General features: G+C 69.3%; 18 protein-coding genes. 4 read left to right on the top strand and 14 right to left on the bottom strand.

Annotation, left to right across the window (positions count from 1 at the left end; translation table 11 throughout):
* Positions 1-87: 87 nt before the first annotated feature.
* Positions 88-2,007, top strand: coding sequence for a DNA mismatch repair endonuclease MutL (mutL, locus tag MFF07_RS12565; RefSeq protein ID WP_238232081.1), 1,920 nt, complete (start codon positions 88-90; stop codon positions 2,005-2,007).
* Between the two features lie 205 nt (positions 2,008-2,212).
* Complete coding sequence (locus MFF07_RS12570; RefSeq protein WP_238232082.1) at positions 2,213-3,352, top strand: sterol desaturase family protein; 1,140 nt, start codon at positions 2,213-2,215, stop codon at positions 3,350-3,352.
* On the opposite strand, the gene MFF07_RS12575 is transcribed toward MFF07_RS12570, so the two are convergent.
* The 6 genes from MFF07_RS12575 to MFF07_RS12600 form a co-directional block, all read right to left on the bottom strand.
* On the bottom strand, positions 3,282-4,649 hold the full coding sequence (locus MFF07_RS12575; protein ID WP_238232084.1) for an NTP/NDP exchange transporter: 1,368 nt from the start codon (positions 4,647-4,649) through the stop codon (positions 3,282-3,284). The genes MFF07_RS12570 and MFF07_RS12575 overlap by 71 nt on opposite strands.
* Entirely contained in the window at positions 4,646-5,374 is a 729-nt protein-coding gene (locus MFF07_RS12580; RefSeq protein WP_147820243.1) for an NADPH-dependent F420 reductase, read from the bottom strand. The genes MFF07_RS12575 and MFF07_RS12580 overlap by 4 nt, the downstream gene beginning before the upstream one ends.
* On the bottom strand, positions 5,364-6,287 hold the full coding sequence (locus MFF07_RS12585) for an aldo/keto reductase (RefSeq protein ID WP_238232086.1): 924 nt from the start codon (positions 6,285-6,287) through the stop codon (positions 5,364-5,366). Before MFF07_RS12585 ends, MFF07_RS12580 begins: the two co-directional genes overlap by 11 nt.
* A gap of 268 nt (positions 6,288-6,555) precedes the next feature.
* Positions 6,556-7,476: an alpha/beta hydrolase gene (locus MFF07_RS12590; protein ID WP_147820247.1), complete on the bottom strand. Its 921-nt coding sequence runs from the start codon at positions 7,474-7,476 to the stop codon at positions 6,556-6,558.
* A 9-nt stretch (positions 7,477-7,485) separates the two neighbouring features.
* The gene (locus tag MFF07_RS12595) at positions 7,486-8,307 is read right to left on the bottom strand and encodes an SDR family NAD(P)-dependent oxidoreductase (protein WP_238232088.1); all 822 of its coding nucleotides are present in this window, start codon (positions 8,305-8,307) and stop codon (positions 7,486-7,488) included.
* A 1-nt stretch (position 8,308) separates the two neighbouring features.
* Positions 8,309-9,742 (bottom strand): protein adenylyltransferase SelO, encoded by a 1,434-nt coding sequence (locus tag MFF07_RS12600; RefSeq protein ID WP_238232127.1) that lies wholly within the window; start codon positions 9,740-9,742, stop codon positions 8,309-8,311.
* 437 nt (positions 9,743-10,179) lie between these two features.
* On the opposite strand from MFF07_RS12600, the gene MFF07_RS12605 reads away from it, so the two are divergent.
* Both MFF07_RS12605 and MFF07_RS12610 read left to right on the top strand, forming a co-directional pair.
* Positions 10,180-10,986 carry an SGNH/GDSL hydrolase family protein gene (locus MFF07_RS12605; protein ID WP_147819230.1) on the top strand — a complete coding sequence of 269 codons (807 nt, stop codon included), beginning with the start codon at positions 10,180-10,182 and terminating at the stop codon, positions 10,984-10,986.
* A 10-nt stretch (positions 10,987-10,996) separates the two neighbouring features.
* Positions 10,997-11,410, top strand: a complete 414-nt coding sequence (locus MFF07_RS12610) for a group III truncated hemoglobin (RefSeq protein WP_238232089.1) — start codon at positions 10,997-10,999, stop codon at positions 11,408-11,410.
* A 93-nt stretch (positions 11,411-11,503) separates the two neighbouring features.
* Here MFF07_RS12610 and MFF07_RS12615 read toward each other — a convergent pair whose 3' ends face one another.
* The 8 genes from MFF07_RS12615 to MFF07_RS12650 form a co-directional block, all read right to left on the bottom strand.
* Positions 11,504-12,307 (bottom strand): MBL fold metallo-hydrolase, encoded by an 804-nt coding sequence (locus MFF07_RS12615; RefSeq protein ID WP_147819232.1) that lies wholly within the window; start codon positions 12,305-12,307, stop codon positions 11,504-11,506.
* Between the two features lie 16 nt (positions 12,308-12,323).
* Positions 12,324-13,121 carry a TatD family hydrolase gene (locus tag MFF07_RS12620; RefSeq protein WP_147819234.1) on the bottom strand — a complete coding sequence of 266 codons (798 nt, stop codon included), beginning with the start codon at positions 13,119-13,121 and terminating at the stop codon, positions 12,324-12,326.
* Positions 13,122-13,156: 35 nt separating this feature from the next.
* Positions 13,157-14,716, bottom strand: coding sequence for a methionine--tRNA ligase (gene metG, locus MFF07_RS12625; protein ID WP_147819236.1), 1,560 nt, complete (start codon positions 14,714-14,716; stop codon positions 13,157-13,159).
* Positions 14,717-14,993: 277 nt separating this feature from the next.
* Positions 14,994-16,058, bottom strand: a complete 1,065-nt coding sequence (locus MFF07_RS12630; RefSeq protein ID WP_147819238.1) for a DNA polymerase III subunit delta' — start codon at positions 16,056-16,058, stop codon at positions 14,994-14,996.
* Complete coding sequence (gene tmk / locus MFF07_RS12635) at positions 16,048-16,758, bottom strand: dTMP kinase (protein WP_147819240.1); 711 nt, start codon at positions 16,756-16,758, stop codon at positions 16,048-16,050. Before tmk ends, MFF07_RS12630 begins: the two co-directional genes overlap by 11 nt.
* A gap of 58 nt (positions 16,759-16,816) precedes the next feature.
* On the bottom strand, positions 16,817-18,043 hold the full coding sequence (locus tag MFF07_RS12640) for a D-alanyl-D-alanine carboxypeptidase family protein (protein ID WP_147819242.1): 1,227 nt from the start codon (positions 18,041-18,043) through the stop codon (positions 16,817-16,819).
* A gap of 128 nt (positions 18,044-18,171) precedes the next feature.
* The gene (locus tag MFF07_RS12645; protein WP_238232091.1) at positions 18,172-19,443 is read right to left on the bottom strand and encodes an efflux RND transporter periplasmic adaptor subunit; all 1,272 of its coding nucleotides are present in this window, start codon (positions 19,441-19,443) and stop codon (positions 18,172-18,174) included.
* 108 nt (positions 19,444-19,551) lie between these two features.
* Complete coding sequence (locus MFF07_RS12650) at positions 19,552-22,782, bottom strand: efflux RND transporter permease subunit (RefSeq protein WP_147819244.1); 3,231 nt, start codon at positions 22,780-22,782, stop codon at positions 19,552-19,554.
* Positions 22,783-22,844 lie beyond the last annotated feature (62 nt).

Raw genomic sequence — 22,844 nt, forward strand, 5'->3', positions numbered from 1 at the left:
GATGTGTCAGTATGACGGCCGCACGCGGACGCGTCCCGGCCATCTCCCTTGAGGCCGCCGGGGGAGGGGCTATGATCGGTACCGATCATGTCAGCCCCCCTCGATCTCCTGCCTCCCCGCGCCTCGGTGCGCCGCCTCGACTCCATCCTCGTCGACCGCATCGCGGCGGGCGAGGTGGTCGAGCGGCCGGCCTCGGTCGTGAAGGAGCTCGTCGAGAACGCCATCGATGCGGGGGCATCCGGCATCGAGGTCGCGATCGAGGCCGGCGGGCGCCGCCTGATCCGGGTGATCGACGACGGCCACGGCATGGGGTCGGAGGATCTCGACCTCGCTGTCGAGCGCCACGCCACCTCGAAGCTGCCCGACGGCGATCTCGGCCGGATCGTCTCCCTCGGATTTCGCGGCGAGGCGCTGCCTTCGATCGGCGCGGTGGCCCGGCTCGCCATCACCTCGCGCCGGGCCGAGGACGGCGCGGGCGCCCACCTCGTGGTCGATGCCGGGATCAAGGCGCCCCTGCGCCCGGCCTCGGGTCCGCGCGGCACCCGCATCGAGGTGACCGACCTGTTCTCGGCGACCCCTGCACGGCTCAAATTCCTGAAATCCGACCGGGCCGAGACCGCGGCGATCTCCGAGATCCTGCGGCGGCTGGCCGTGGCGCAGCCCGGGATCCGCTTCACCCTGCGCACCGAAAGCGGCAGCCCGGTCGTGTTTCCCGCCGAGAGCGAGCCGGGGCCGGCCGCCTTCCTGCGCCGGCTCGGCGCGGTGCTCGGGGCGGATTTCCCGCCGAACGCCGTGCCGCTGTCCATGGCCCGCGAAGGCTTTGCCCTCGACGGCCATATCGGCCTGCCGACCTTCCACCGGGGCGCGGCGAGCCACATCCATTTCAGCGTCAACGGCCGTCCGGTGCGCGACCGGCTGCTGCTCGGCGCGGTGCGCGGAGCCTATGCCGACACCCTGAGCTCCGACCGGCACCCGGTTCTGGCGCTGGCGCTGGTCTGCGCGCCGGACCTCGTCGACGTCAACGTGCACCCGGCCAAGACGGAGGTGCGCTTCCGCGATCCCGGGCTGGTGCGCGCCCTCGTCGTCAGCGCGATCCACGAGAGCCTGCGCCGGGTCGGCGCCCGCTCCGCCACCACCGGCGCGGCGCGCACGCTCGATGCCCTGCGGCCGGGCGGGGCAGGGGGCTTTTCGGTGCATTCCGGTGGTTCCGCCTTCCCACGGCCGGCCGGAGCCGGCCATCACCGCCTCGCAACGCCCTCCTTCGCCGCGCCACCCGGCTACCGCGCGCCGGATCGCGGCCCGGGCGGTTTTTCGGACGCCCCGCAGGCGCTGTTTTCCGCCGAGTTCGCCCCGCCCGGCGCCGATTTTCGCGAGAGCGCCGAGCTGCCGGAGCAGGTGGTCGACCACCCGCTCGGCGCCGCTCGCGCCCAGCTCCACGAGACCTACATCGTCGCGCAGACCGCGGACGGCATCGTCATCGTCGACCAGCATGCGGCGCATGAGCGCCTCGTCTACGAGCGGTTGAAGCGCGAACGCGCCGAGGGCGGCATCGGCCGTCAGGGGCTCCTCATCCCCGACGTCGTCGAGATGGCGCCGGCCGAGGCCGACCGGCTGATCGCGGCGGCCGAGGATCTGGAATGGCTCGGCCTGTCGCTGGAGGCGTTCGGACCGGGCGCGGTGCTGGTGCGGGCGGTTCCCGCCGCGCTCAGCGGCGGCTCGGTCAGGAACCTCGTCCTCGACGTCCTCGACGCGCTGGAATCGAGCGGCGTGGAGGAGGGCGGTCCCATCGGAGCGGGCGACCCGCTCAGCCGGCGGCTCGACGCCATCCTGTCGCGGATGAGCTGCCACGGCTCGATCCGGGCCGGGCGACGGCTCCGCGCGGAGGAGATGAACGCGCTGCTGCGCGAGATGGAGAGCACCGAGAATTCCGGCCAGTGCAACCACGGCCGCCCGACCTTCGTGACGCTGAAGCTCTCCGACATCGAACGCCTGTTCGGCCGCCGCTGAACCTTTTCGCCGGCAATTTCCTCGCCGATCTGCCGGCGCCACCGGGTCGAGCGCACCGACGACCCGGCTCGCGCTGCATGTCGGATAGCAGGGTGATCGCCCCGGTCTCGCCGCGCCGCCGAACCGCCCAACTCTGACGCGAAGACAGCACGACCGAAGTTTTCGGACCGAGGAGGCCCGACGATCCGGGCCGGGGGAGGGCGCGATGCTGAAGACCTATCTGGCGAATCTCGCGGCCGAACTCGAGCGCCCGCGCCTGGAGCGTCCCTTCGGCTCGGGCTGGCTCTCGGGCTCGGCGGCCCTGCTCTGCGCCGTCGTCGCCTTCCTGATGGTGGTGGCCCTGCGCAATCCGGACCTGCTCACCACACCGGAACTGGCGATGGTGCGCGAGAGCGCGTTCTTTCGCCCCGTCCTCTACCTCGTCCTGATCACCGCCTACGTCCTCTCGGCACTCAGCCTGGCTTTACGCCCCGACAAGACGCTGGGCTTCACGGCGATGGCCGCGACGCTCCTGACCTCGTTCGTCGGCAGCCTGCCGACCCATGCCTCGCTCAAGCTCGAAGGCGCCTTCCTCGGGCTCGATTTCTTCGTGCTCAACGTGCTGTTCATGGGCTTCCTGTTCGTGCCCCTCGAACGGCTGTTTCCGCGCAACCGCGACCAGGTGCTGCTGCGCGAGGAATGGCGCGAGGATCTGTTCTACTACTTCGTCTCGTCGCTGCTGGTGCAGGTGCTGACCTTCCTGACGCTGGCGCCCTCGCGTTTGGTCAGCGGCCATACCGATCTCGGGACGATCCAGGCCTTCTTCGGCGGCCTGCCCTGGCTGGTGCAGCTCGCCCTGATCATGCTGTTCACGGACTTCGTGCAGTACTGGGTCCACCGGATGTTCCACCGCATCCCGGCGCTCTGGCGCTTCCATGCAGTGCATCACTCGGCGAAGTCCCTCGACTGGATCGCCGGGGCCCGGATGCACTTCGTCGAGATCGTGGTGCTGCGCGGGCTCACCGCCACGCCGATGTTCGTGCTGGGCTTTTCGGAATCGGCGATCCAGGCCTACATCCTGATCGTCTACGTCTACTCGTCCTTCATTCACGCCAACATCGCCGGCAGCTTCGGCCTGCTCGAAAAGCTCGTGGTGGTGCCGCGCTTCCACCACTGGCATCACGGCGAGGAGCGCGAGGCGATCGACGTCAACTTCGCGATCCATTTTCCGATGATCGACCGGCTGTTCGGCACCCACCACATGCCCGAGGGCCGCTGGCCCAAGGGCTACGGCATCAAGGGCCACCCGGTGCCGCGCGGCTACTGGCGGCAGTTCCTGTATCCGTTCCGGCGGGCGGCGCGCTGAGGGGATCGCCCTCGGCCTCGGCCTGCCGCCGCACCTGCGCCCGGCCGAGCCAGAGGCTGTTGAGCAACCAGGCGAGCGAGAGCGGCACCGCCACGATCGCCACCGCGCCGGACAGCCCGAGCGCGCCGAGTCCGGCGAAGGACCAGGCGCCGATCTGGTCGCCGGTACGGTAGACCACGGTGTCGATGAAGGCCTTGGCCTTGTAGCGGTCCTCCCGCGGCACGACCGTGAACAGTACCTCGCGCACCGGCCGGGCGATGGCGAAGTTGCCGGCCCGCCGCAGCACCTGGAAGCCCACGATCGCGAAAAGGCTCGGCGAGACCGCGAGCGCGGCAAAACCCAGAACACTCGCCGCCGGCAGCAGCGCCAGGGTCGGCCCGACGCCGATCGCCTTGGTGATGCGGCCGGTGAGGAAGAGCTGCACGCCCAGCGTCAGCAGGTTCACGGCGAGGTCGACGCTGGCGAAGAACGCCGTCTGCGCCGCGCGGTCGGGAAAGCTGCGCTTGGCGATGCCGGCCTGCTCGAAATACAGGAAGGTCGAGGTGATCGAGAACAGCAGCAGGAACAGCGCGATGTTGAGGAGGTAGGGCGACGCGAAGGTCCGCCGGATGCCGGCAAATGTGCTGCCGCCGATGGTTTCGACGGCGCGCGCGCTCGGGACCTCGTGAAGGCGCTCGGACAATCGCGCCAGCCCGCGCATGGCAAAGACGGCGACTTCCAAGAGCAGGGCGGCGGCGATCAGCAGCGCCCAGGTCGGGACGTGGCTCGCCAGCGTCGCCGTCACCGCCGAGCCGCTGATCGCGCCGAGCGTCGCACCGGCGGCGATGAAGCCGAACAGCCGCTTGCCCTGTTCGGTGGAGAACACGTCGACGATGGTGGCCCAGAAGATCGAGACCACGAACAGGTTGAAGATCGACAGCCAGACGAAGAAGACGCGTCCGACCCAGACCGCGCCGTCGGGTCCCGCGCAATAGATTGCCACGGCGAACAAAATAATATTGCCGGCAAAGAAGCGGTAGGTCAGGGGCACGAAGCGGGCGCGCGGCAGGCGCTTCACCAGCCAGGCGAAGGGCAGGTTGAGCGCCAGCATGCCGAGGAGCGTGGCCAGGAACAGCCAGGGCAGGTTCTCGAGGCCGCCGGCGATGCCCATCTGGTCGCGGATCGGGCGCAGCATGTAGTAGCTCGCCAGGATCGCGAAGATGTAGGCCCAGGACCAGACGAGGGCCGGGCCTTCGCCGGCCCTCAGGTCGACGAGGCGGGCCAGCAGGGGAGGGCGCGTCGCCGCGCCGTCGCTCAAGGCGCGACCCCGAGCTTTTCCTTCAGCTCAGGCGCGGTGAGTTCCAGTCCGAAGCCGGGCTGGCCCATCTGGAATTTTTTCGCGGCATCGAGTGCACCCACGACCACCGGGTCGAAGCCGGCGTCCGAGACGAGCGTGCGCGCCGTCTCGACCGCCTTCGGGTCGTCGCCGGCGATCGGGATCGCCATGCGCGGCGCGGGACGGCCCGTGTTCTTCTCGAAGACCTTGAAGTTCGCCGCGTTGAACGCGCGCGCGATGCGGGCTTCGGGCAGGTATTTTTGGGATGTGACGCCGATGCCGTTCTGGTCGACCTCGGCCCGCAATTCGCCGTCGCGCGCGGCCGTGGCGTTGCCGGCATCGATCACGATCTTGCCCTTGAGCGCGGCCGCGTGTTCCTTCCCGAATTCGGGATAGGCCTTGTAGGGCACCGCGAGGAACACGGCGTCGGCGTACGTCAACGCCTCGGCCGGCGTACCGAGATGCGCCTTCGGACCGAGCTTTTCGACGAGGGGCTTCAGTTCCTCGGGGTGGCGCGAGGCGAACAGCACGTCGTAGCCGGCCTTGACCCAGAACGTCCCGAACGTGCTGCCGATATTGCCGGCTCCGATGATCCCGATTTTCTTGGCGGGCGTCTCAGATTGGGCGAGGGCAGGCTGCGCGAGGCAACCCGTCAGCACAGCGAGGGCGAGAAACCACGAACGAACACGAAAGAACTCAAACCGCATCGATGAAGGCCTCCATTTTCTTGCGTTCGCCGGCGTCGGGCAGACCGCCCTTGGCGGCGCCGACGTTCTCTTCGACGTAGGCGGCCTTGGCCATGCCGGGGATCGGGCAGGTCACGGCTTCGTTCGCCAGCACGTATTTCAGGAAGAACTGCGCCCAGTTCGCGCAGCCGAAGGCGGCGGCCCAGTCGGGGATCGGCTTGCCCTTCACCGCGCCGAACAGCCGGTCGCGGCCGAAGGGCACGTTGACCATCACGGCCATGCCGCGATCCTTTGCCAGCGGCAGGATACGCTCGGCGGCGCGCCGGCTGTCGATGGCGTAGTTGACCTGCACGAAGTCCAGGGCCTCGCGCTTCATCACGGCTTCCAGGTCCGGGAACTGGCTGTCGAGCCAGACCGTGACGCCGACGTAGCGGATGCGGCCCTTTTGTTTGAGGTCGCGCAGGGTCGCGAGGTTGGTGTCGGTATCGACGAGGTTGTGGACCGCGATCAGGTCGATCGTGCTAGTTTTCATACGCTGGAAGGAGCGTTCGATCTGGGCGAGGCCGGCTTCCCTGCCGCGTTCCGAGACCTTGCTCGCCAGGAACACTTTTTCGCGAAGTCCCCCCTGGGGCAGGATCTGACCCAGCACGTCCTCGGCGGTGCCGTAGCTCGGCGCGGTGTCGATCACCCGCCCGCCGAGAGCCACGAAACGCTCAACCGCCTCGCGCAGGGGCGCGATCTTGTCCGGCGTCGGCTCGACCTCGTAGCGGCGCGAGGTGCCGATGCCGATCGCCGGAAGCCCCTCTCCGGACGAGGGAATTTTTCGCATCAGCAGATCCGTCTCCGTCTGGGCGGCATGCGCGGGAGACCGCACCAGGGGCAGCAGGCCGGCGCCGGCGGCGCCTGCGATGAGCGAGCGTCGGGACAGGGGCATGATGGTCTCCTTACCGCGTTCGGCGTCTCGACCGGAGGAGATAGGGCGGGCGCAGGGCGGGGAGGGCGGTCAAAGCGCGCAGGCCCGTTTCCCGGTCTTCGTCACTGTCGGCGCCTATACCGAATGGCGATGAGCCCGGCTCGATCGCCTTTCGCCCGCGCGACTGCGCGGCGGCGGGCGTCCGCCGGACGCGTCGATCGCGACCATCGGTCGGGATCGACGCATATCGATATGACGGCATCGCCGAAACGGTCCTCAGGCAGGTCACTCACGGGACGGGCTCGCGTGCCGCCTCCGCCGTCGCGCCTGCGAGTTCCCGGTGCAGGAAGGCGGCGGCGGCCTCGATGGAGCGGCGCGCCTCCGGCACGTAGTTGTCCGCGAGCTGCCAGGCATGCGGCACCACCGGCCAGAGGGCGAGCTCGACCCGCACGCCGGCTGCCCGCGCCGTCTCGGCCAGGGCCACGCAATCGTCGCGCATCAGCTCGCGCTCGGCGGCGTGCAGGAGCAGGGGCGGGAACCCGGCGAAGTCGGCCTCCACCGGCGAGATGCGCGGATCGAGCGGATCGGCATCGCCGAGATAGGCCGGCACGAGGTTCGCCAGGCAATCCGGCCGAAACATCGCGTCCCGCCGGATGTTCGTCCGGAACGAGGCGCCCCGGCTGAGGAAGTCGCAGGCCGGCGAGAACAAGGCGACGGCGGCCGGCGGCGTCAGGCCGCGGCGGCGCGCCTCGACGACCAGGGCGAGCGCCAGGTTGCCGCCCGCCGAGTCGCCGGCCACCACGGCCGGGCCGCCTTGCGAAAACGCCGTCCAGGCGGCGGCAACATCGTCGAGTGCGGCCGGGAACGGATGCTCCGGGGCCAGCCGATACTCCGGCGCGAACACGCAGAAATTCGCGCGGGCGAAGGCGGCCGTGATCGTGCGGTGGGTCAGCGGCGAGCCGCCGACGAAGCCGCCGCCGTGCAGGTAGAGCAGGCGCGGGCGCGCGGTCTCGGGGCGTTTTCGCGGTCGCACCCATTCGCCCGGGATGCCGCCGAGCTGGCCGGGGTCGAAGACGGCGCTGGGGGAAGGTTTGAGGCGGTTCTGATCGAAGACTTCGCGAATGCGGGCGATATCGGGGGCGTGCCCGAGCCGGCGCTTCACGCTGAAGCGCACCACGAGGTCGAAGAGATGGGCGCGCAGGCTCGCCATGTCCGTCGATCAGCCCTCGATCGCGCGCCGGAGCAGCGACCAGTACCGCACCGGCATCAGGCGCTGAATCAGGGCCACGCGGCGGGCATCCGCGCCGACGATGACGCGCGGGGCGCGGGCTTCGATGCCGGCGAGGATGATCCGGGCCGCCTCTTCCGGCTTCATCGTCAGCTTGCGTTCGAGCGCAGCGACCCCGGCGGCGATCAGCGTGGCGTCGCCGGCCCGGGGCGTGCGGGCGCTGCGGGCGATTCCCGTTGCGACGCCGCCGGGATGGACCAGCGTGACGCCCAGCGGCGTGCCCGCATATTCGTGGCGAAGCGCTTCGGTGAAGCCGCGCACCGCGAACTTGCTGGCGCTGTAGGCCGCCTGGCCCGCCGGGGCGACGATGCCGTAGATGCTCGACAGGTTGACGATCTGGGCCGGCCCCGCCGCATTCAGCATCGGCAGGAAGGCGTGGGTCATGCGCATCACCGCGTGCAGGTTGATGTCCATCAGCCAGGCGACGTCGGCGAGGTCGACCTCCGCGAAGCGTCCGCCGAGGGCCACGCCGGCATTGTTGACGAGCACGTGCAGCGCGCCGTGGCGGCCGTTCACGGCCTCGGGCAGGGCGAGGATGGCCTGAGGGTCGGCGAGATCGACCACGTGCTCGCTGACCGCCACGCCCTTCGCCGCGGCCGCCCGCGCCGTCGCGGCGAGGCCGGCGGGATCGCGGTCGACGAGGGCGAGGCCGCAGCCCCGGTCGGCCAGCGCGAGGCTCAGAGCCGCGCCGATGCCGCCCGCGGCGCCCGTGACCAGCGCGACGCGGCCGTGCAGCTCGAATTTTGCCGCCATATCAAGCCTGTGCGGGGAGGGGACGCGCGCCGTGGGCTTCGGCCATGCTCTCGATCGCCGCGAGCTTGGTCTCGAAGGCCGCCCAGTCGTCGCGCTCGGCGATGGGCTCCCAGATCGCCTCGACCTCGTCGATCAGCATCGTGCAGGGCGCTTGTCCGCTGAAATACGGGTGGTCGAGCCGGGCGTCGGCAGCCGGCTCCAACCCCTGCAGGGCGGCATGGACCGGCTTGAAGTCGTCGCCGGCGTACAAGGAAGCCGCCGGGCTCGCCGCCGCCCTCGCCTCGCTCGCGAGACCGCCGCGCCAGTCGAAGAAGGCCTGCTCGAACGGCATCTGGCTCTTGGCCAGAAAGCTCCAGAAGGCGGAGACGAGGCGATGCCCCCGCTCCTCCTCCGCGGGCGATGCCAGCCCGAGGCGGGAGAGGAGCGCCTCCGCAAAGGAATCCTGCAGGGCCGGTCCATACCGCTTCAGGCTGGCCTCGAGCCGCGACTGATCCGTCAGCGGGATCAAGCATTCGGCCAGCCGGCTGAGATTCCAGAACAGCGCCTCCGGCTGGCGGCCGAAGCTGTAGAGGCCGTTCTGGTCGAAATAGGCCGCCGTGAAGCCGGCATCGTGCGTCGGCGCGAAGCGCCACGGGCCGTAGTCGAAGCTCTCGCCGGTGATCGCGATGTTGTCGGTGTTGAGCACGCCGTGGACGAAGCCCGCCGCCATCCATCGCGCGCCCATCCGCGCCACCCGCGCGATCACCTGGTCGAAGAAGGCGATGGTCCGGTCGGCCAGGGCCTCCTCGCTGATCTCGGGATAGTAGGCGGCCACCGCGTGATCGAGCAGCCGTTCGAGGTTTTTGGGCTCGTCGAGGGCGAGGAATCGCTGGAAGGTGCCGATGCGGATATGCGTGTGGCTGAGGCGGACGAGCACCGAGGAGCGGGTCGGGGAGGGCTCGTCGCCGCGCTCCAGTTCCTCGCCGGTCTCGATCAGGCTGAACGACTTCGAGGTGTAGACGCCGAGCGCCTCCAGCATCGCGGTCGCCAGCACCTCGCGCACGCCGCCCTTCAGCGTCAGCCGACCGTCGCCGGCCCGCGACCACGGCGTCCGGCCGCTGCCCTTGGTGCCGAGATCGAGCAGCCGGCCGTCGCCGAGATCGTGCAGCTGCGCGAACAGGAAGCCGCGGCCGTCGCCGAGATCGGGATTGTACGAGCGAAACTGATGGCCGTGGTAGCGTAGCGCCAGCGGCGCCTCGAAACTGCCGGGCAAGGGTTCGAACCGTCCGAAATGCGCGATCCACTCGGCCTCCGAGAGCCCATCGAGTCCGACGCGCTGCGCCCAGGGCCGATTGCGGTAGCGCAGCACGGTCTTCGGGAAGCGCGCGGCCTCCACGACATCGAAGAAGTCCGGGCCGAGATCGGCGTGGCGGCGCGAGGGGGTTGGGGAGGGCAGGGGCTTGGTGCTCCGGTCTGAGTGTATCCCACGTCGGTCGGGATCGATGCAGCGTCAACCCGAAAGCGGGCCGGCTGATCCCATCACGGCGGCCCTGCCCTGACGGCATTGGCCGAAGACGCAGGCGACCGCACCGCTTTGAAGCCGGTTGGACCTGGCCGACGTGCCCCCAACTCCGCCCCCCAAACCCAAGAATACCATTCGCATAAGATATATTATGGAACCTAAGCCTCTATTTTCAGGGGCAGGGGGCCTGGAAGGCGGTCCGCTGGGGGTGTCGCCGCATCGGCACAGGTCGCACGCAAAGCAATCGTTCACATTGAATCGCAGCCACGCTTCGGCGGCGCTCGCGCTAATGTCACAATCTCCCGTCATGGCCTCCCTTTATGGCCTCCCGACACGCTTCCCGGCGATCCCAGCCCTCGAATCCGATGCTGATGTCCCTGCGCTTCTCGTGTTTCGGTCTGGCCCTGCTCGCGACCGCTGCCGGGCTCCCTGCCCTGGCGCAGCCGGATCTCGCGCCGACGGCGACGCCGCGGGCCGTCGAACGGCAGCGCGTGGCGTCCGAGCGGGTCTCGATCAAGCTGGCGCGGCTGGCTTCACTGCTGGGCAAGGACGGCGACATCCGCATCGTCGCCTTCGGTTCGTCCTCGACCGCGGGGGCGGGCGCCTCCTCGCCGGCGGCCACCTACCCGGCCCTGCTGGAGACCGATCTCGAGGATCGCCTGCAGATCGGCGCGTCGAGCCGCCGGTCGGTCACGGTGATCAACCGCGGCAAGGGCGGCGACGATGCCCGGGACATGGCCGGGCGCCTGGAGCGCGACGTCATCGCCGAGCATCCGGACCTCGTGGTCTGGCAGACCGGCAGCAACGATCCGCTCAAGGGCGTGCCGGTGGAGCGCTTCAAGGAACTCACCCGCGCGGGCATCCTGGCGATTCGGGCCGCCGGCTCGGACGTGGTGCTCATGGACCAGCAATGGTGCCAGCGGCTCAGCGGCGTCGCGAATGCCGCCGAGTACGGCGAGGCCCTGCACGAGCTCTCGGCCGAACTCGGCGTGCCGGTGATCCCGCGCCACGACATGATGCGCGCCTGGGTCACCCGCGGGCTGATGACGCCGCAGCAGATGATCGGCCCGGACGGCCTCCACATGACCGATGCCGGCTATCGCCAGCTCGCCAAAGCCGCCGCGGTGCAGATCCTGGCCGGCGCCGGCCTGGTCCAGCCCTCGCTCGCCCGAAACTGATCGGGAAGGGGTGTCTACGCCCCCTCCCCGCGCTCCGTACGAGGCGCTGACCGAGGAGACGCTCGGCCTGTTCCTCGACGCCTTCTACGCCAAGGTCCGGTGCGACGCCGTGATCGGGCCGGTGTTCGCGGCACGGATCGCGGACGGCGACTGGCCGCGCCATCTCGCCAAGATCCGCGATTTCTGGTCGTCGGTGCTGCTCAAGAGCGGGCGCTACAAGGGCAATCCGTTCGGCAAGCATCAGGCGATCGGCGGCCTCGGCCTGGCGCATTTCGAGCGCTGGCTCGGGCTGTTTTCGCAGACCGCGGCAGAGGCCTTCGCACCGGAGATCGCCGCGATCCTGTCGGAGCGCGCGAACCGGATCGGCGACAGCCTCAAGGCCGGATTGTTCTTTCGCCCGGAGCTTTTGCGGGCGAACCCCTGATTTCTCGAGTGTCCTCGATGCCCCGCGTCGAGGAGGTCCGCCGCGCCGGCGGCGGCGCGCAGTCGCGCTTGCCGAAGGCCGAGGCCGTCGGGATCACAGATCCACGACCACACCGAACCCGTCATGGGCCGGCACCACGCCCGGCGGCAGCTTCTTCGCCAGCGTCTCGTAGTCGAGATCGGTGTGGAGGTTGGTCAGGATGGCGCGGCGCGGCGCGACCTCCTCGATCAGCGCGAGCGCGTCCGATACCGAGTAATGCGACGGGTGAGGGGTCTCGCGCAGGGCGTCGACGATCAGCAGGTCGAGGCCCTGGAGCCGCGCCTTGGCGGCCTCGGGCATCAGGCTGACGTCGGGGGCGTAGGCGGCGGGCCCGAAGCGGAAGCCGTGCGCCTCCTCGTTGCCGTGCTCCATCGCGAAGGGGAGGGCCTCGATCGCACCGCCCTCCCCGTCCACCGTCACCGTCGCTGCCGCGTCGAAGGCGTGCATGTCGAGGATCGGCGGGTAGAGGCTGCCTGGCGGCGTCTCGAAGGCGTAGCCGAAGCGGGTCCTCAACAGGGACTGGGTGAAGGCGTCGGCATGAACCGGAATGCGCCGGCGCATGGTCAGCACCAGCGGGCGCAGGTCGTCGATGCCGTGGGTGTGGTCGGCATGGGCATGGGTGAACAGCACCGCGTCGAGCCGGCCCACGCCCGCATCGAGGAGCTGTTCGCGCAGGTCGGGCGACGTGTCGACGAGAAGGGTGGTCGTACCCTCCCCCTCCTGCCGCTCGACGAGAAGCGAGCAGCGGCGGCGGCGGTTCTTCGGGTCGTTCGGGTCGCAGGCGCCCCAGCCGTAGCCGACCCGCGGGACGCCGCCCGACGAGCCGCAGCCGAGGATGCGCAGGGTCAGGGACGGCATCTGCGTTGTCCGCTCCTCATGCCGTCCTGCCCTCCAGGGCGGCCGCCTTGTCGAACAGCCGATAGAAATTTTCAGTGGTCTGCGCGGCCAGGGTCTCGAAGGGCAGATCGAGGGTCTTGGCCAGCGAGCGGGCGGTGTCGGCGGTGTGGGCGGGCTCGCAACGGCGGCCGCGATGCGGCTCGGGGGCGAGGAACGGCGCGTCGGTCTCCACCAGCATCCGGTCCTGCGGCACCGCGAGCGCGATCTCGCGCAGTTCGTGCGAGCGGCGGAAGGTGACGATGCCGGAGAAGGAGAGGTAGAGGCCGAGTTCGACCCCGACCCGCGCCAGCCGGGCACCGGAGGAGAAGCAGTGCAGGATCGCCTTGAACGGGCCGCGCCTGACCTCGTCCGAGAGCACCGCCTCCATATGCGCGTCGGCATCGCGCGAATGGATCACCAGCGGCAGGCCGGTGGCGCGGGCCGCGGTGACGTGGGCGCGAAACACTCGTTCCTGCACCGCCTGCGGGGCCGCCTCCTCGTAGTGATAGTCGAGCCCGGCCTCGCCGATGCCGACGCAACGCGGGTGCTGCGTCAGGCCGGCGAGGGTCTCGGCGGAAACGTCCGGCTCCTCGGCGGCGCCGTGGGGATGGGTTCCCACCGTGTACCAGACCTGGGGATGCGCCTCGGCGATGGCGCGATAGGCCTCGGCCTTAGCGACCCGCGTCGAAATCGTGAGCATCCGGGTGACGCCCGCGGCCTCCGCGCGGGCGATCACGCCGGGGATGTCCTCGGCGAAGTCGGGAAAATCGAGATGGCAGTGACTGTCGACCAGCATGGATCGGCTGTTTCACATCCTCTGAGCGGACGGCCTCAGGCCGCCTCGGGTTTTTCGAAACGCGGGAAGATCGGGCTCGGTGCCGGCAACGGGGTGCCGGCCTGCAAGCGGTGGGCCTCGCCGACCTGCGCGAAGAGACGCGCCTGCACCGGCACGGCCAGCAGGTCGAGCAGCACCCCGGCCGCATTCGGCACGAAGGGCTGTACCAGGATGCCGACGCGGCGCAGGGTTTCGACCGTGACGTAGAGCACGGTGTTCATGCGCGCCGGATCGGACTTCTTCAGCCGCCACGGCTCTTCCGAGGCGAAGTAGCGGTTGGCGTCAGCCACCACCGTCCAGATCTCGGCGAGGATCTGGTGGAGGGCGAGGTCCTTCATCAGCCCTCTCGCCGTCTCGGGCAGCGCCGCGGCGGCGGCGAGAAGGGTCTGGTCGGCCTGCGTGAACGCACCCGCTTCGGGGACCGCGCCCTCGCAGTTCTTGGCGATCATGGAGAGCGAGCGCTGGGCGAGGTTGCCGAGGTCGTTGGCGAGGTCCGCATTGATGCGGTTGATGATCGCCTCGTGGCTGTAGCTGCCGTCGCCGCCGAACGGCACCTCGCGCAGGCAGAAATAGCGCACCGGATCGACGCCGTAGGTCGAGACGAGATCCATCGGGTCGACGACGTTGCCGAGCGACTTCGACATCTTCTCGCCCTTTGAGAGCAGGAAGCCGTGGCCGAAGACGCGCCGCGGCAGCGGCAGGCCCGCCGACATCAGGAAGGCCGGCCAGTAGACCGCGTGGAAGCGGACGATGTCCTTGCCTATGACGTGCAGATCCGCCGGCCAGTACTTCTTTCGGGGATCGGTCTCGTCAGGGAAGCCGGTGACGGTCAGATAATTCGTGAGCGCGTCGATCCAGACGTACATCACGTGCGCCGGATGGCCCGGCACCGGCACGCCCCAGTCGAAGGTGGTGCGGCTGATCGAGAGGTCCTTGAGTCCGCCGCGCACGAAGCTCGCGACTTCGTTCATGCGGGTATCGGGCCCGACAAAGTCCGGCTGCTCGGCGTAGAGCTTCAGCAGCCGATCCTCATAGGCCGAGAGGCGAAAGAGAAAGTTCTCCTCCTCCATCCACTCGACGGGCGTGTCGGTCTTGAGCGTGCGGCGCGTGCCGTCCGGCTGCAGCACCGTCTCGGCCTCGTCGAAATAGGCCTCGTCGCGTACCGAGTACCAGCCGGAATACTTGGCGAGGTAGATGTCGCCGTTGGCCTCCATGCGCCGCCAGACCTCCTGCACCGCGGCGTAATGCTCGGGCTCGGTGGTGCGGATGAAGCGGTCGTAGGAGCAGTTCAGCGCGTCGGCCATGCCCTTGAAGCGCGCGGCCATGTCATCGACGAAGGCGCGCGGCGTGGTGCCGGCCCTGGTCGCGGCCTGCTGGATCTTGAGGCCGTGCTCGTCGGTGCCCGTGGTGAACTGGACGTCGTAGCCGTCGAGCCGCTTGAAGCGCGCGATCGCGTCCGTGGCGATCACCTCGTAGGCATGGCCGATATGCGGCATCCCGTTGGGATACGAGATCGCCGTGGTGATGCTGAAGCTGCGCTGCGCCGTGTCGCTCACGTCTGGAGGCTTTCGGGATCGCTGAATGGAGCGGGATCGGGAAGCCGCCTTGTCGCGCGGCCGGCCTGCCGACGCAACCGACGATCAAGCGAGGCAAGCGCTTGGCAGCGCCTGCCTCGGTTTGTCGCTCAGCCTCAGTCGCCGGCGCCCGCATCCGCGGGCTCAGGCTTTCGCTCCGCTCGACGCATACCAAGACGACCGTCTCGGTAAGCCCACTCCGCGCGGCGCTCTTCGCGCCTCGAAGCCGCCAAGCGGCTTCGGAAAATTGCGTTTCAGATCAAGCCTGGCGCATCGCCCCGGCCACCTCGCCGAACAGCGACAGCACCAGCGGCCGCCGGTCGAGATTGTACACCGCCGCCTCGCGCGCCTTTGCGCCGATCCGGTCGGCGGCCTCGACGAGCCCGAGGAGGCGCGCCGCCCCCTCTCCCTTGCGGCGGTCGATCTCGCCGGAGAGGAAGCGCTGCAGCGTGTCGAGGGCGGTGGCGAAGAGCTCGTCGGCATCGCGGCCGGAGAGCGTGTCGGCGAGCTTCAGGATGCGGCGCCAGTCCGGATCGTGCGGGCTCGACAACAGCATGCGAACCTCGCGCACCACGCCGGCCGTCGCGGAATCGAGCAGCGCCACGGCGCGCGAGACCGAGCCCTCGCCGAGCGCGGCGGCCCGCGCGATCGCCTCCAGCTCCGGCTGCGCGAAGGGCGCCGGAAACCCCGCGATCACCGCCTCGACCTGATCCTGCTCCAACGGCCGCAGGCTGAGCTTGCGGCAGCGCGAGCGGATCGTCGGGAGGAGGCGGCCCGGCGCGTGGCTGACGATGAGGAAGAGCGCGCGGGGAGGCGGCTCCTCGACCATCTTGAGAAGCGCGTTGGCGCTGTTGGCGTTGAGGTCCTCGGCGCTGTCGACGATGCAGACACGGTAGCCCCCCTCCCCGCCCGCCGTCTCGGCAAAGAGGTCGAGGGCCTTTCGCGCCGCCTCGACGGGGATCTTCGTCGGCAACGTCTTGGCATTGGGGGCCTGGACGCGCCTGAGCGCCACGAGGTTCGGGTGCGACAGGGCCGCGACCTGACGCGCGGCCGGGTGCCCCGGCGGCACGTCGAGGCTCTCAGGGTTACCGAGCGTGCGCGGGTCGGCGACGAGGCGGCGCGCGACCCGGTAGGCGAGGGTCGCCTTGCCGATGCCGCGCGGGCCGCCGATCAGCCAGGCATGATGCAGCCGGCCGGAGCGCATGGCCTCTTCGAAGGCAGCCTCCGCCGCCTCGTGACCGACGAGGCGGTTCTGCTCGCGGGGGCGGGGAATGTTTTGGAGATCGCCCGCTTCCGCGGTCTCGCGTGCGAGTTCAGGCGGCATTTTCGCGAGCCTTCCGGTCCTCGGAGAGTGCGGGCAGGCGGGCGGCGACCGCCTCGCGAATCGCCGCTTCCACGGCATCGGGCTCCGCCGTCGCATCGATCACGGCGCAACGCCCCGGCTCGGCCTCGGCGATGGCGCGAAAGGCGGTGCGCAGGCGCTCGTGGAAGCCGAGCGCCTCGGCCTCGAAGCGATCGGCCTCGCCCTCCCCGTTCGAAGCGGCGGCGCGCTTGCGGGCGCGGGCGAGGCCGGTTTCGGGCGGCAGGTCGAGGATCAGCGTGAGGTGCGGATGCGTCTCGCCGACCACCACGCGCTCGAGCGCGCGCAGCACGCTCTCTCCGACGCCGCCGGCCGCGCCCTGATAGGCGCGGGTCGAGTCCGAAAAGCGGTCGCAGAGCACGACCGCGCCCTGGGACAGGGCCGGGCGGATCAGCCGGTCGAGATGGTCGATGCGGGCGGCGGAGAACATCAGCGCCTCGGCGAAGGCCCCGTGCGGCTTGGCCGCGCCGGCCAGCACCGCCTCGCGGATCGCCTCGGCCTTCGGCGTACCTCCTGGCTCGCGGGTGGTCACCACCGCGCGGCCGGTGCGCTCGCGCAGATGGGTCGCGAGGCGAAGGATCTGCGTGGATTTCCCCGCACCCTCCCCGCCTTCGAAGGTGATGAAGACGCCCTCAAGGGCGGCTTCGGGTGCGTCGTTCGTCATGCCCTCAGGCCTCTAGCATGACCGGCAGGGTGTTGCGATGCCGCTGCCCGTCCACGGTTCAAGAGGCGCCGGCGCTCTTGTCTCCACCCTTGGCCTTGTCGAAGGCCTTGCGCACCAGATCGCCGCCGACCTCCAGTGCCGAGTCGAAGGCGCGCTGAGTGAGCGTGCCCTGGGCCACGGTTTCCGCGGCGAAGAGCGGCTGGTCGAGGGCGATGGTCTCGCCGCGCATGACGCGGAGCGTGCCGATCCGCTTGCCCTGCTCCACCGGCGCGACGAGCGGCCCCTGGTAGATGACGCGGGCGCTCATGCGCTCGGTGGAGCCGCGCGGCTGCAACAGGCGCACGGGCTTCTTGGCGACGACCGCCACAGCGCCCTTCTCGCCGCCGAAGACGGGCACCTCGGCCACGGTCTCGCCCGGCTGGAAGACCTGCCGGTTCTCGAAAGCGCGAAAGCCCCATTCCATGAGCTTGCGCGCTTCCGAGGCGCGGTCGCGGGCGGTCTTGAGGCCCGACAGCACCATGATCAGGCGCTGGCCGTTCTGCACCGCCGAGCCGGTCAGCGCGTAGCCGGATTCCTCGAGGTAGCCGGTCTTGAGACCGTCGGCCCCGATGTCGAGGGTAAGCAGCGGGTTGCGGTTCTGCTGCTTGATCTTGTTCCAGGTGAACTCGCGCTCGGCGAAGATCTTGTAGAGGTCCGGATAGGTGTCGATGATGTGCGCGGCGATCCGTGCCATGTCGCGCGCCGTCACCTTCTGGTCGGGGGCCGAGTAGCCGGTGGCGTTGCGGAAGGTCGAGCGCGTCAGCCCGATCTCCTTGGCCTTCTGGTTCATCAGTCCGGCGAAGGCCTCCTCCGTGCCGGCCATGTTCTCGGCGATGGTGATGGCGGCGTCGTTGCCGGACTGCACGATGAGCCCGCGCAGCAGGTCCGACAGCTTGATGCGGCTGTTGACCTGCGCGAACATCGACGAACCGCCGCCGCCGGCCCCGCCCCGCTTCCAGGCGTCCTCGGTCACCGTGAACTCGGAATCCATGGTCAGCCGGCCCTCCTTGAGAGCGCCGAAGACCAGTTCCGTGGTCATCAGCTTGGCCATGCTGGCCGGAGAGAACGGCTCGTCCGGCGCCTTCTCGAACAGCACCGCGCCGGATTCGGCGTCGATCAGGATCGCGTGGGGCGCGGCCGTCTGGAAGGTCTGTGCGCCCGCTGGGGCCGCCGATAGCGAGAAGACGGTGACGAGCACCGCTGCCGTGCGGGAAAGGATCGCTTGGAAAGCCGGTCCGGCACGCATGGTCGTCTCTCGCGCGTCGCCTGCAACTGGCAGGCCCCTCTGAAGCTTGAGTATACAGCGAATTCCCGCGCTGATCGAATCCGAGCCTCGGGAATGGTAACGCCTGCGACGTCCTGACCGCTCCCCGCCTAACGCTGCGCCGCCTGCATCGGCTTGCCGTCGTCCTTCTCCGGCTGGAGCTCGATCTTCTGGCCGTCCCGGATGTCCGGCGGCGGGCTGATCACGACGCGCTCGTGGCCGTCGAGGCCTTCGTCGACCTCGATGGTCGCGCCCAGATCGCGCCGGATGTGGATGTTGCGCCACGACAGGGTACCGTCGGGGGTGGCGACCGCGACCTGGGTGCCGCGCTGGTTGAACACCATCGCCTCCGCCGGAACCCGCACCGAGGGCGCCGTGCGCGGGATCTGCAGCGTCACGTAGACATAGAGCCCGGCCTGGAGCGCGAAGTCCTTGTTCGGCACGTCGACCTGCGTCGTCAGCGTGCGCGAGGCCGAGAGCAGCGCCACCGAACTGCGCTCGACCGTGCCGGAAAAGCTGCGGTCCGGCATCTGCGGCACCTTGATGGTCGCGGAGATACCGGGCTTCACGCCGACGGAGGCGTTCTGGGGCACGTTGACCGAAATGCGCAGCACGTCGTCCTGGACCATGGCGATGAGCGGCGTGCCGCTGCCGGCATCGGCCGTGACGAGGTCGCCGACATCGACGCTGCGTGTGGTGACCACGCCGTCGAAGGGCGCGGTGACGATCTCGAAACCGGTGAGCGCCTTGAGCCGGTCGACTGTGGCCTGCTGCGCCTTGATGTTGGCCTCGGCCACCTTCACGTCGGCCTCCGCCGAGGCGAGGTTGGCGTTCTGGCTCAGCACGCTCGCCTGGGAGTTGTCGGCGTTCTGCTTCGAGGCCCAACCCTGGCCGGCGAGGGTCGAGGTGCGGGAGTTGGTGACCTGGGCGAGGCTGACATTGGCCTTGGCCTGATCGACCATCGCCTTGGCCCGCAGCAATTGCGCGCGGAGCTGCCCAAGCTGGGCTTCCTGCTGGGCGAGCTGCTGGTCGAGGTCGGGGGCGGCGATGCGCAGCAGGCGGTCGCCCGCCTTCACTCGCGAGCCGATATCGACGTTGCGCTCGGCGATGTAGCCGGTGGCGCGGGCGAAGATCCGGGCGGTGGCGAAGGCCTCGGTCTGGCCCGGCAGCGTCAGGGCGACCGGCGTATCGATCTTTTCGGCAGTGACGGCGCGGAGCTTGGGCACCTGCTCGATGACCTTGCGGCGGCTCTCGGTGGCAGCCGCATCGCGCTGCCAATGGCCGTAGCCGCCATAGGCCAACAGGCCGAGCGCCATGAGGGCGACTAACAGGAACGGTCCCTTGCCCGGCGGCGGCGGGATATCGTCTTCGGTCCCGCTCACATCAGTTCCTTTGCCAAAGGCCAGACACCCCTCGGTGCGCGCTCTCCCTCTCCCCGCACGCGGGGAGAGGGGATGCGCACGCCATCGTTGCAGCGAGCCTGCACCGGATCATACGTAATCCTCGATAGGCTTCACCGCGCCGCGGCGCAGCAGACTGTAGAGAAACGGCACGAACAGCAGCGTCGCGGGCGTGCCGAGCGCGATGCCGCCCATCACCGCGCGGGCGAGCGCCGCGTTCTGCTCGCCGCCCTCCCCCGAGCCGATCGCCATCGGGATCAGGCCCAGGAACATCGCGCCGGCCGTCATCAGCACCGGCCGCAGGCGGGTCTCGCCCGCCGCGATCGCCGCCTCGAAGGCCGTGCAGCCGGTGGCCTCGCGGTGTTCCTTGGCGAAGGTGACGAGCAGGATCGAGTTGGCGGAGGCGATGCCCACCGACATGATCGCCCCGAACAGCGAGGGGATCGAGAAGGCGGTACCGGTGATGAACAGGCCGGCGGTGATCCCGCAGAAGGCGAGCGGCAGGGCGGCGAGCACCACGAAGGGATCGCCCCAGCTCTGATAGTTTACGGCCATCAGCAGGTAGACCGCGATCAGCGCGATGCCGAGGCCCACCTCCAGCCGGAAGAAGGCCGAGCGCATGTTCTCGATCTGGCCGCGCACGACGATCTTGTCGGGCGCCGCGAGATTCTTCTGCTCCTCCTGCACGATCCGGTCGATCTCGCCCGCCACCGAGCCGAGGTCGCGGTCCTGCACGGCGGCGTAGACGTTGAAGGTCGGCGAGGTGTTGACGTGGTTGATCACGGTCTGCGTCGGCATGCGCTTGATCGAGGAGACGCTGGAGAGCAGCGTCAGCACGCCCGGGCCGTCGCGGCCGCCGCCCTGCACGAGCAGCGGCGTGTTCTGCAGGTCGGTGAGCGAGGCGTTGCGGTATTCCGGCGTCTGCACCCAGAGCTGGTAGGGGATGCCGGTCTTCGGGTCGGTCCAGAAGTTCGGCGTCACCTGGAAGGAGCCCGACAGCGAGACGTTGATGCTCTGCGCCACCTGCTGCTCGCTGAGGCCCAGCTCGGAGGCCTGACGGCGGTCGATGTCGACGTAGAATTGCGGCTCGTTGACGATCTGGTGGAGGTGGACGTCGGTCAGTCCCTTGGTCTCCTTCAGCCGCGCTACGATCCGCTGGGCGACCTCGAGATCCTTCTCGATGTTGCGGCCCGAGACCTGGACGTCGATCTGCGCGATCACGCCGAAATTCAGGATCTGGGTGATGATGTCGGAGGGCTGGAAATAGACCACGAGATCGGGGAAGCGCTCGCGCAGCGTCTCGCGCAGGCGCTTGGTGTATTCGGCCACCGAACCGTGGCCTTCCTTCAGATTGATCAGCATCTGTCCGTCGTTGTAGGACACGAACGAGCCGTCGGAGAAGGCGAAATTGTAGTTGTTCGACGGGATACCGATGTTGTCGAGGATCAGCTCGACCTCACCCGGCGGGATCACCTCCCGCACCACCGTCTCGACATCGGCGAAAACCTGCTCGGCGGTCTCGATGCGCATGCCGGTGCGGGTGCGCAGGTGCATGGTCATCTGGCTCGATTCGACCTGCGGGAAGTAGTCCTGGCCCACGAAGCCGAAGAGCCCGGCCGTGCCCGCCAGGATCAGGCCGACGACCGCGAGCGTGGCGATGCGCCGCCGCAGCACCACGTGCAGCAGGCCGACATAGCCCCGGTGGAATGTATCGAAGCGCCGCTCGAAGCCGCGGCGGAATTTGCCGGCGATCCAGAAGACCGGCTTCATCGGTAGCGACAGCGCGCGCCGCAGGCGCCCGCTCTTCGGTTTCTCGTGCTCCACGCCGTGGTGCTGGGCGTATTCGCGCGCGACGAGCACGTCGATGAGCAGCGGCACCAGGGTGCGCGAGAGCAGATAGGAGGTCAGCATGGCGAACACGACCGCCATCGCCTGCGGCGTGAATAGGTATTTTGGGATGTCGGTCAGCGCGAAGACCGAGACGAAGGCGGCGCAGATCGAGAGCGTGGAGATCAGCGCGGGCTTGGCGATGCCGGCCGCGCCATGGACCACGCTCTCGCGAAATGGCCTGCCCTCCTCGAACAGCCGGTAGGTGTTCTCGATCGCCACCGTGCCGTCGTCGACGAGGATGCCGACCGCGAGCGCGAGCCCACCCAGCGTCATCACGTTGATGGTCTGGCCGAGCGCCGCGAGCACCGCGAGCGAGGTCAGGATGCAGAGCGGGATCGAGATCAGCACGATCAGCGTCGAGCGCCACGAGCCGAGGAAGAGCAGGATCGTCAGCCCGGTCAGGGCCGAGGCGATCAGCGCCTCCTCCAGCACCCCGTGGATCGCCGCCGAGACGAAGACCGACTGATCGAACAACGGCTTGACGCTCATGCCCTCGGGGGCGGCGGCGCGGATGTCGGGCAGCGCCTTCTTGAGGTTGTTGACGACGTCGAGGGTCGAGGCGGTGCCGTTCTTGAGGACCCGCATCAGCACCGAGGGCGCGCCTTCGCTCCGCACGATGTTGACCTGCGGCGGCCCGCCGTCGCGGACATGGGCGACGTCGCGCACCAGCACCGGCTGGCCGGCCACCACCTTGATCGGGATCTCGTTGAGTGCCGCGATAGTCTCGGGCGTGGCGTTGAGCTGGACCGGGTATTGCTGCTCGCCGAACTTGGCGAGACCCGAGGGCAGGGTCAGGTTGCCCGAGGTCACCGCGTTGGTGACTTCCAGCGGCGTGATGCCGAGCGCCTGGAGCGCGTGGAGGTCGAGGTCGACCATCACCTGCCGCGGCGCGCCGCCGAAGGGCGAGGGCAGCGTCGAGCCCGGCACCTGGGTCAGGCGCTGGCGGATGCGGTACTGGGCGTAGTCGTAGACCTTGTTCAGGCTGTCCTTGGTGGAGGTCAGCGCGAGCTGGATCACCGGCACCGACGAGGCCGAGAACCGCACGATCACCGGCGGCTGCACGCCCGGCGGCATCAGGGCGCGGATCGAGTTCGTCGAGGACACGACCTGGGCGATGGCCAGGTCGATGCTGACGCTCTGGTCGAAATAGATCTTCAGCACCGCCGTGCCCTGGAGCGTGGTCGACTCCATGCGGGCGATGTTGTTGACGTTGTTCGAGATTCCGAATTCGGAATAGGTCGTGATCCGCCGTTCCATCTCCGGCGTCGACAGGCCGGTATAGGTCCAGACCACCACCACCACCGGGATGTCGACGGTGGGCAGCACGTCCTTCGGGGTGACGAGGATCGCGCCGGCACCGCCGAGCATCATCAGCACGGCGAGCACGTAGGTCGTGATGCGGAATTTCAGCGCGTACTGGACGAGTCCCATCCGCCCTGCCTTCACGACCCCGTTTCGGAGGACGATCTACAACAGCCGGATTGTTTCCAGTA

The sequence above is a fragment of the Methylobacterium thuringiense genome, assembly GCF_022179645.1.
In the GTDB taxonomy this organism is placed as follows: domain Bacteria; phylum Pseudomonadota; class Alphaproteobacteria; order Rhizobiales; family Beijerinckiaceae; genus Methylobacterium; species Methylobacterium thuringiense.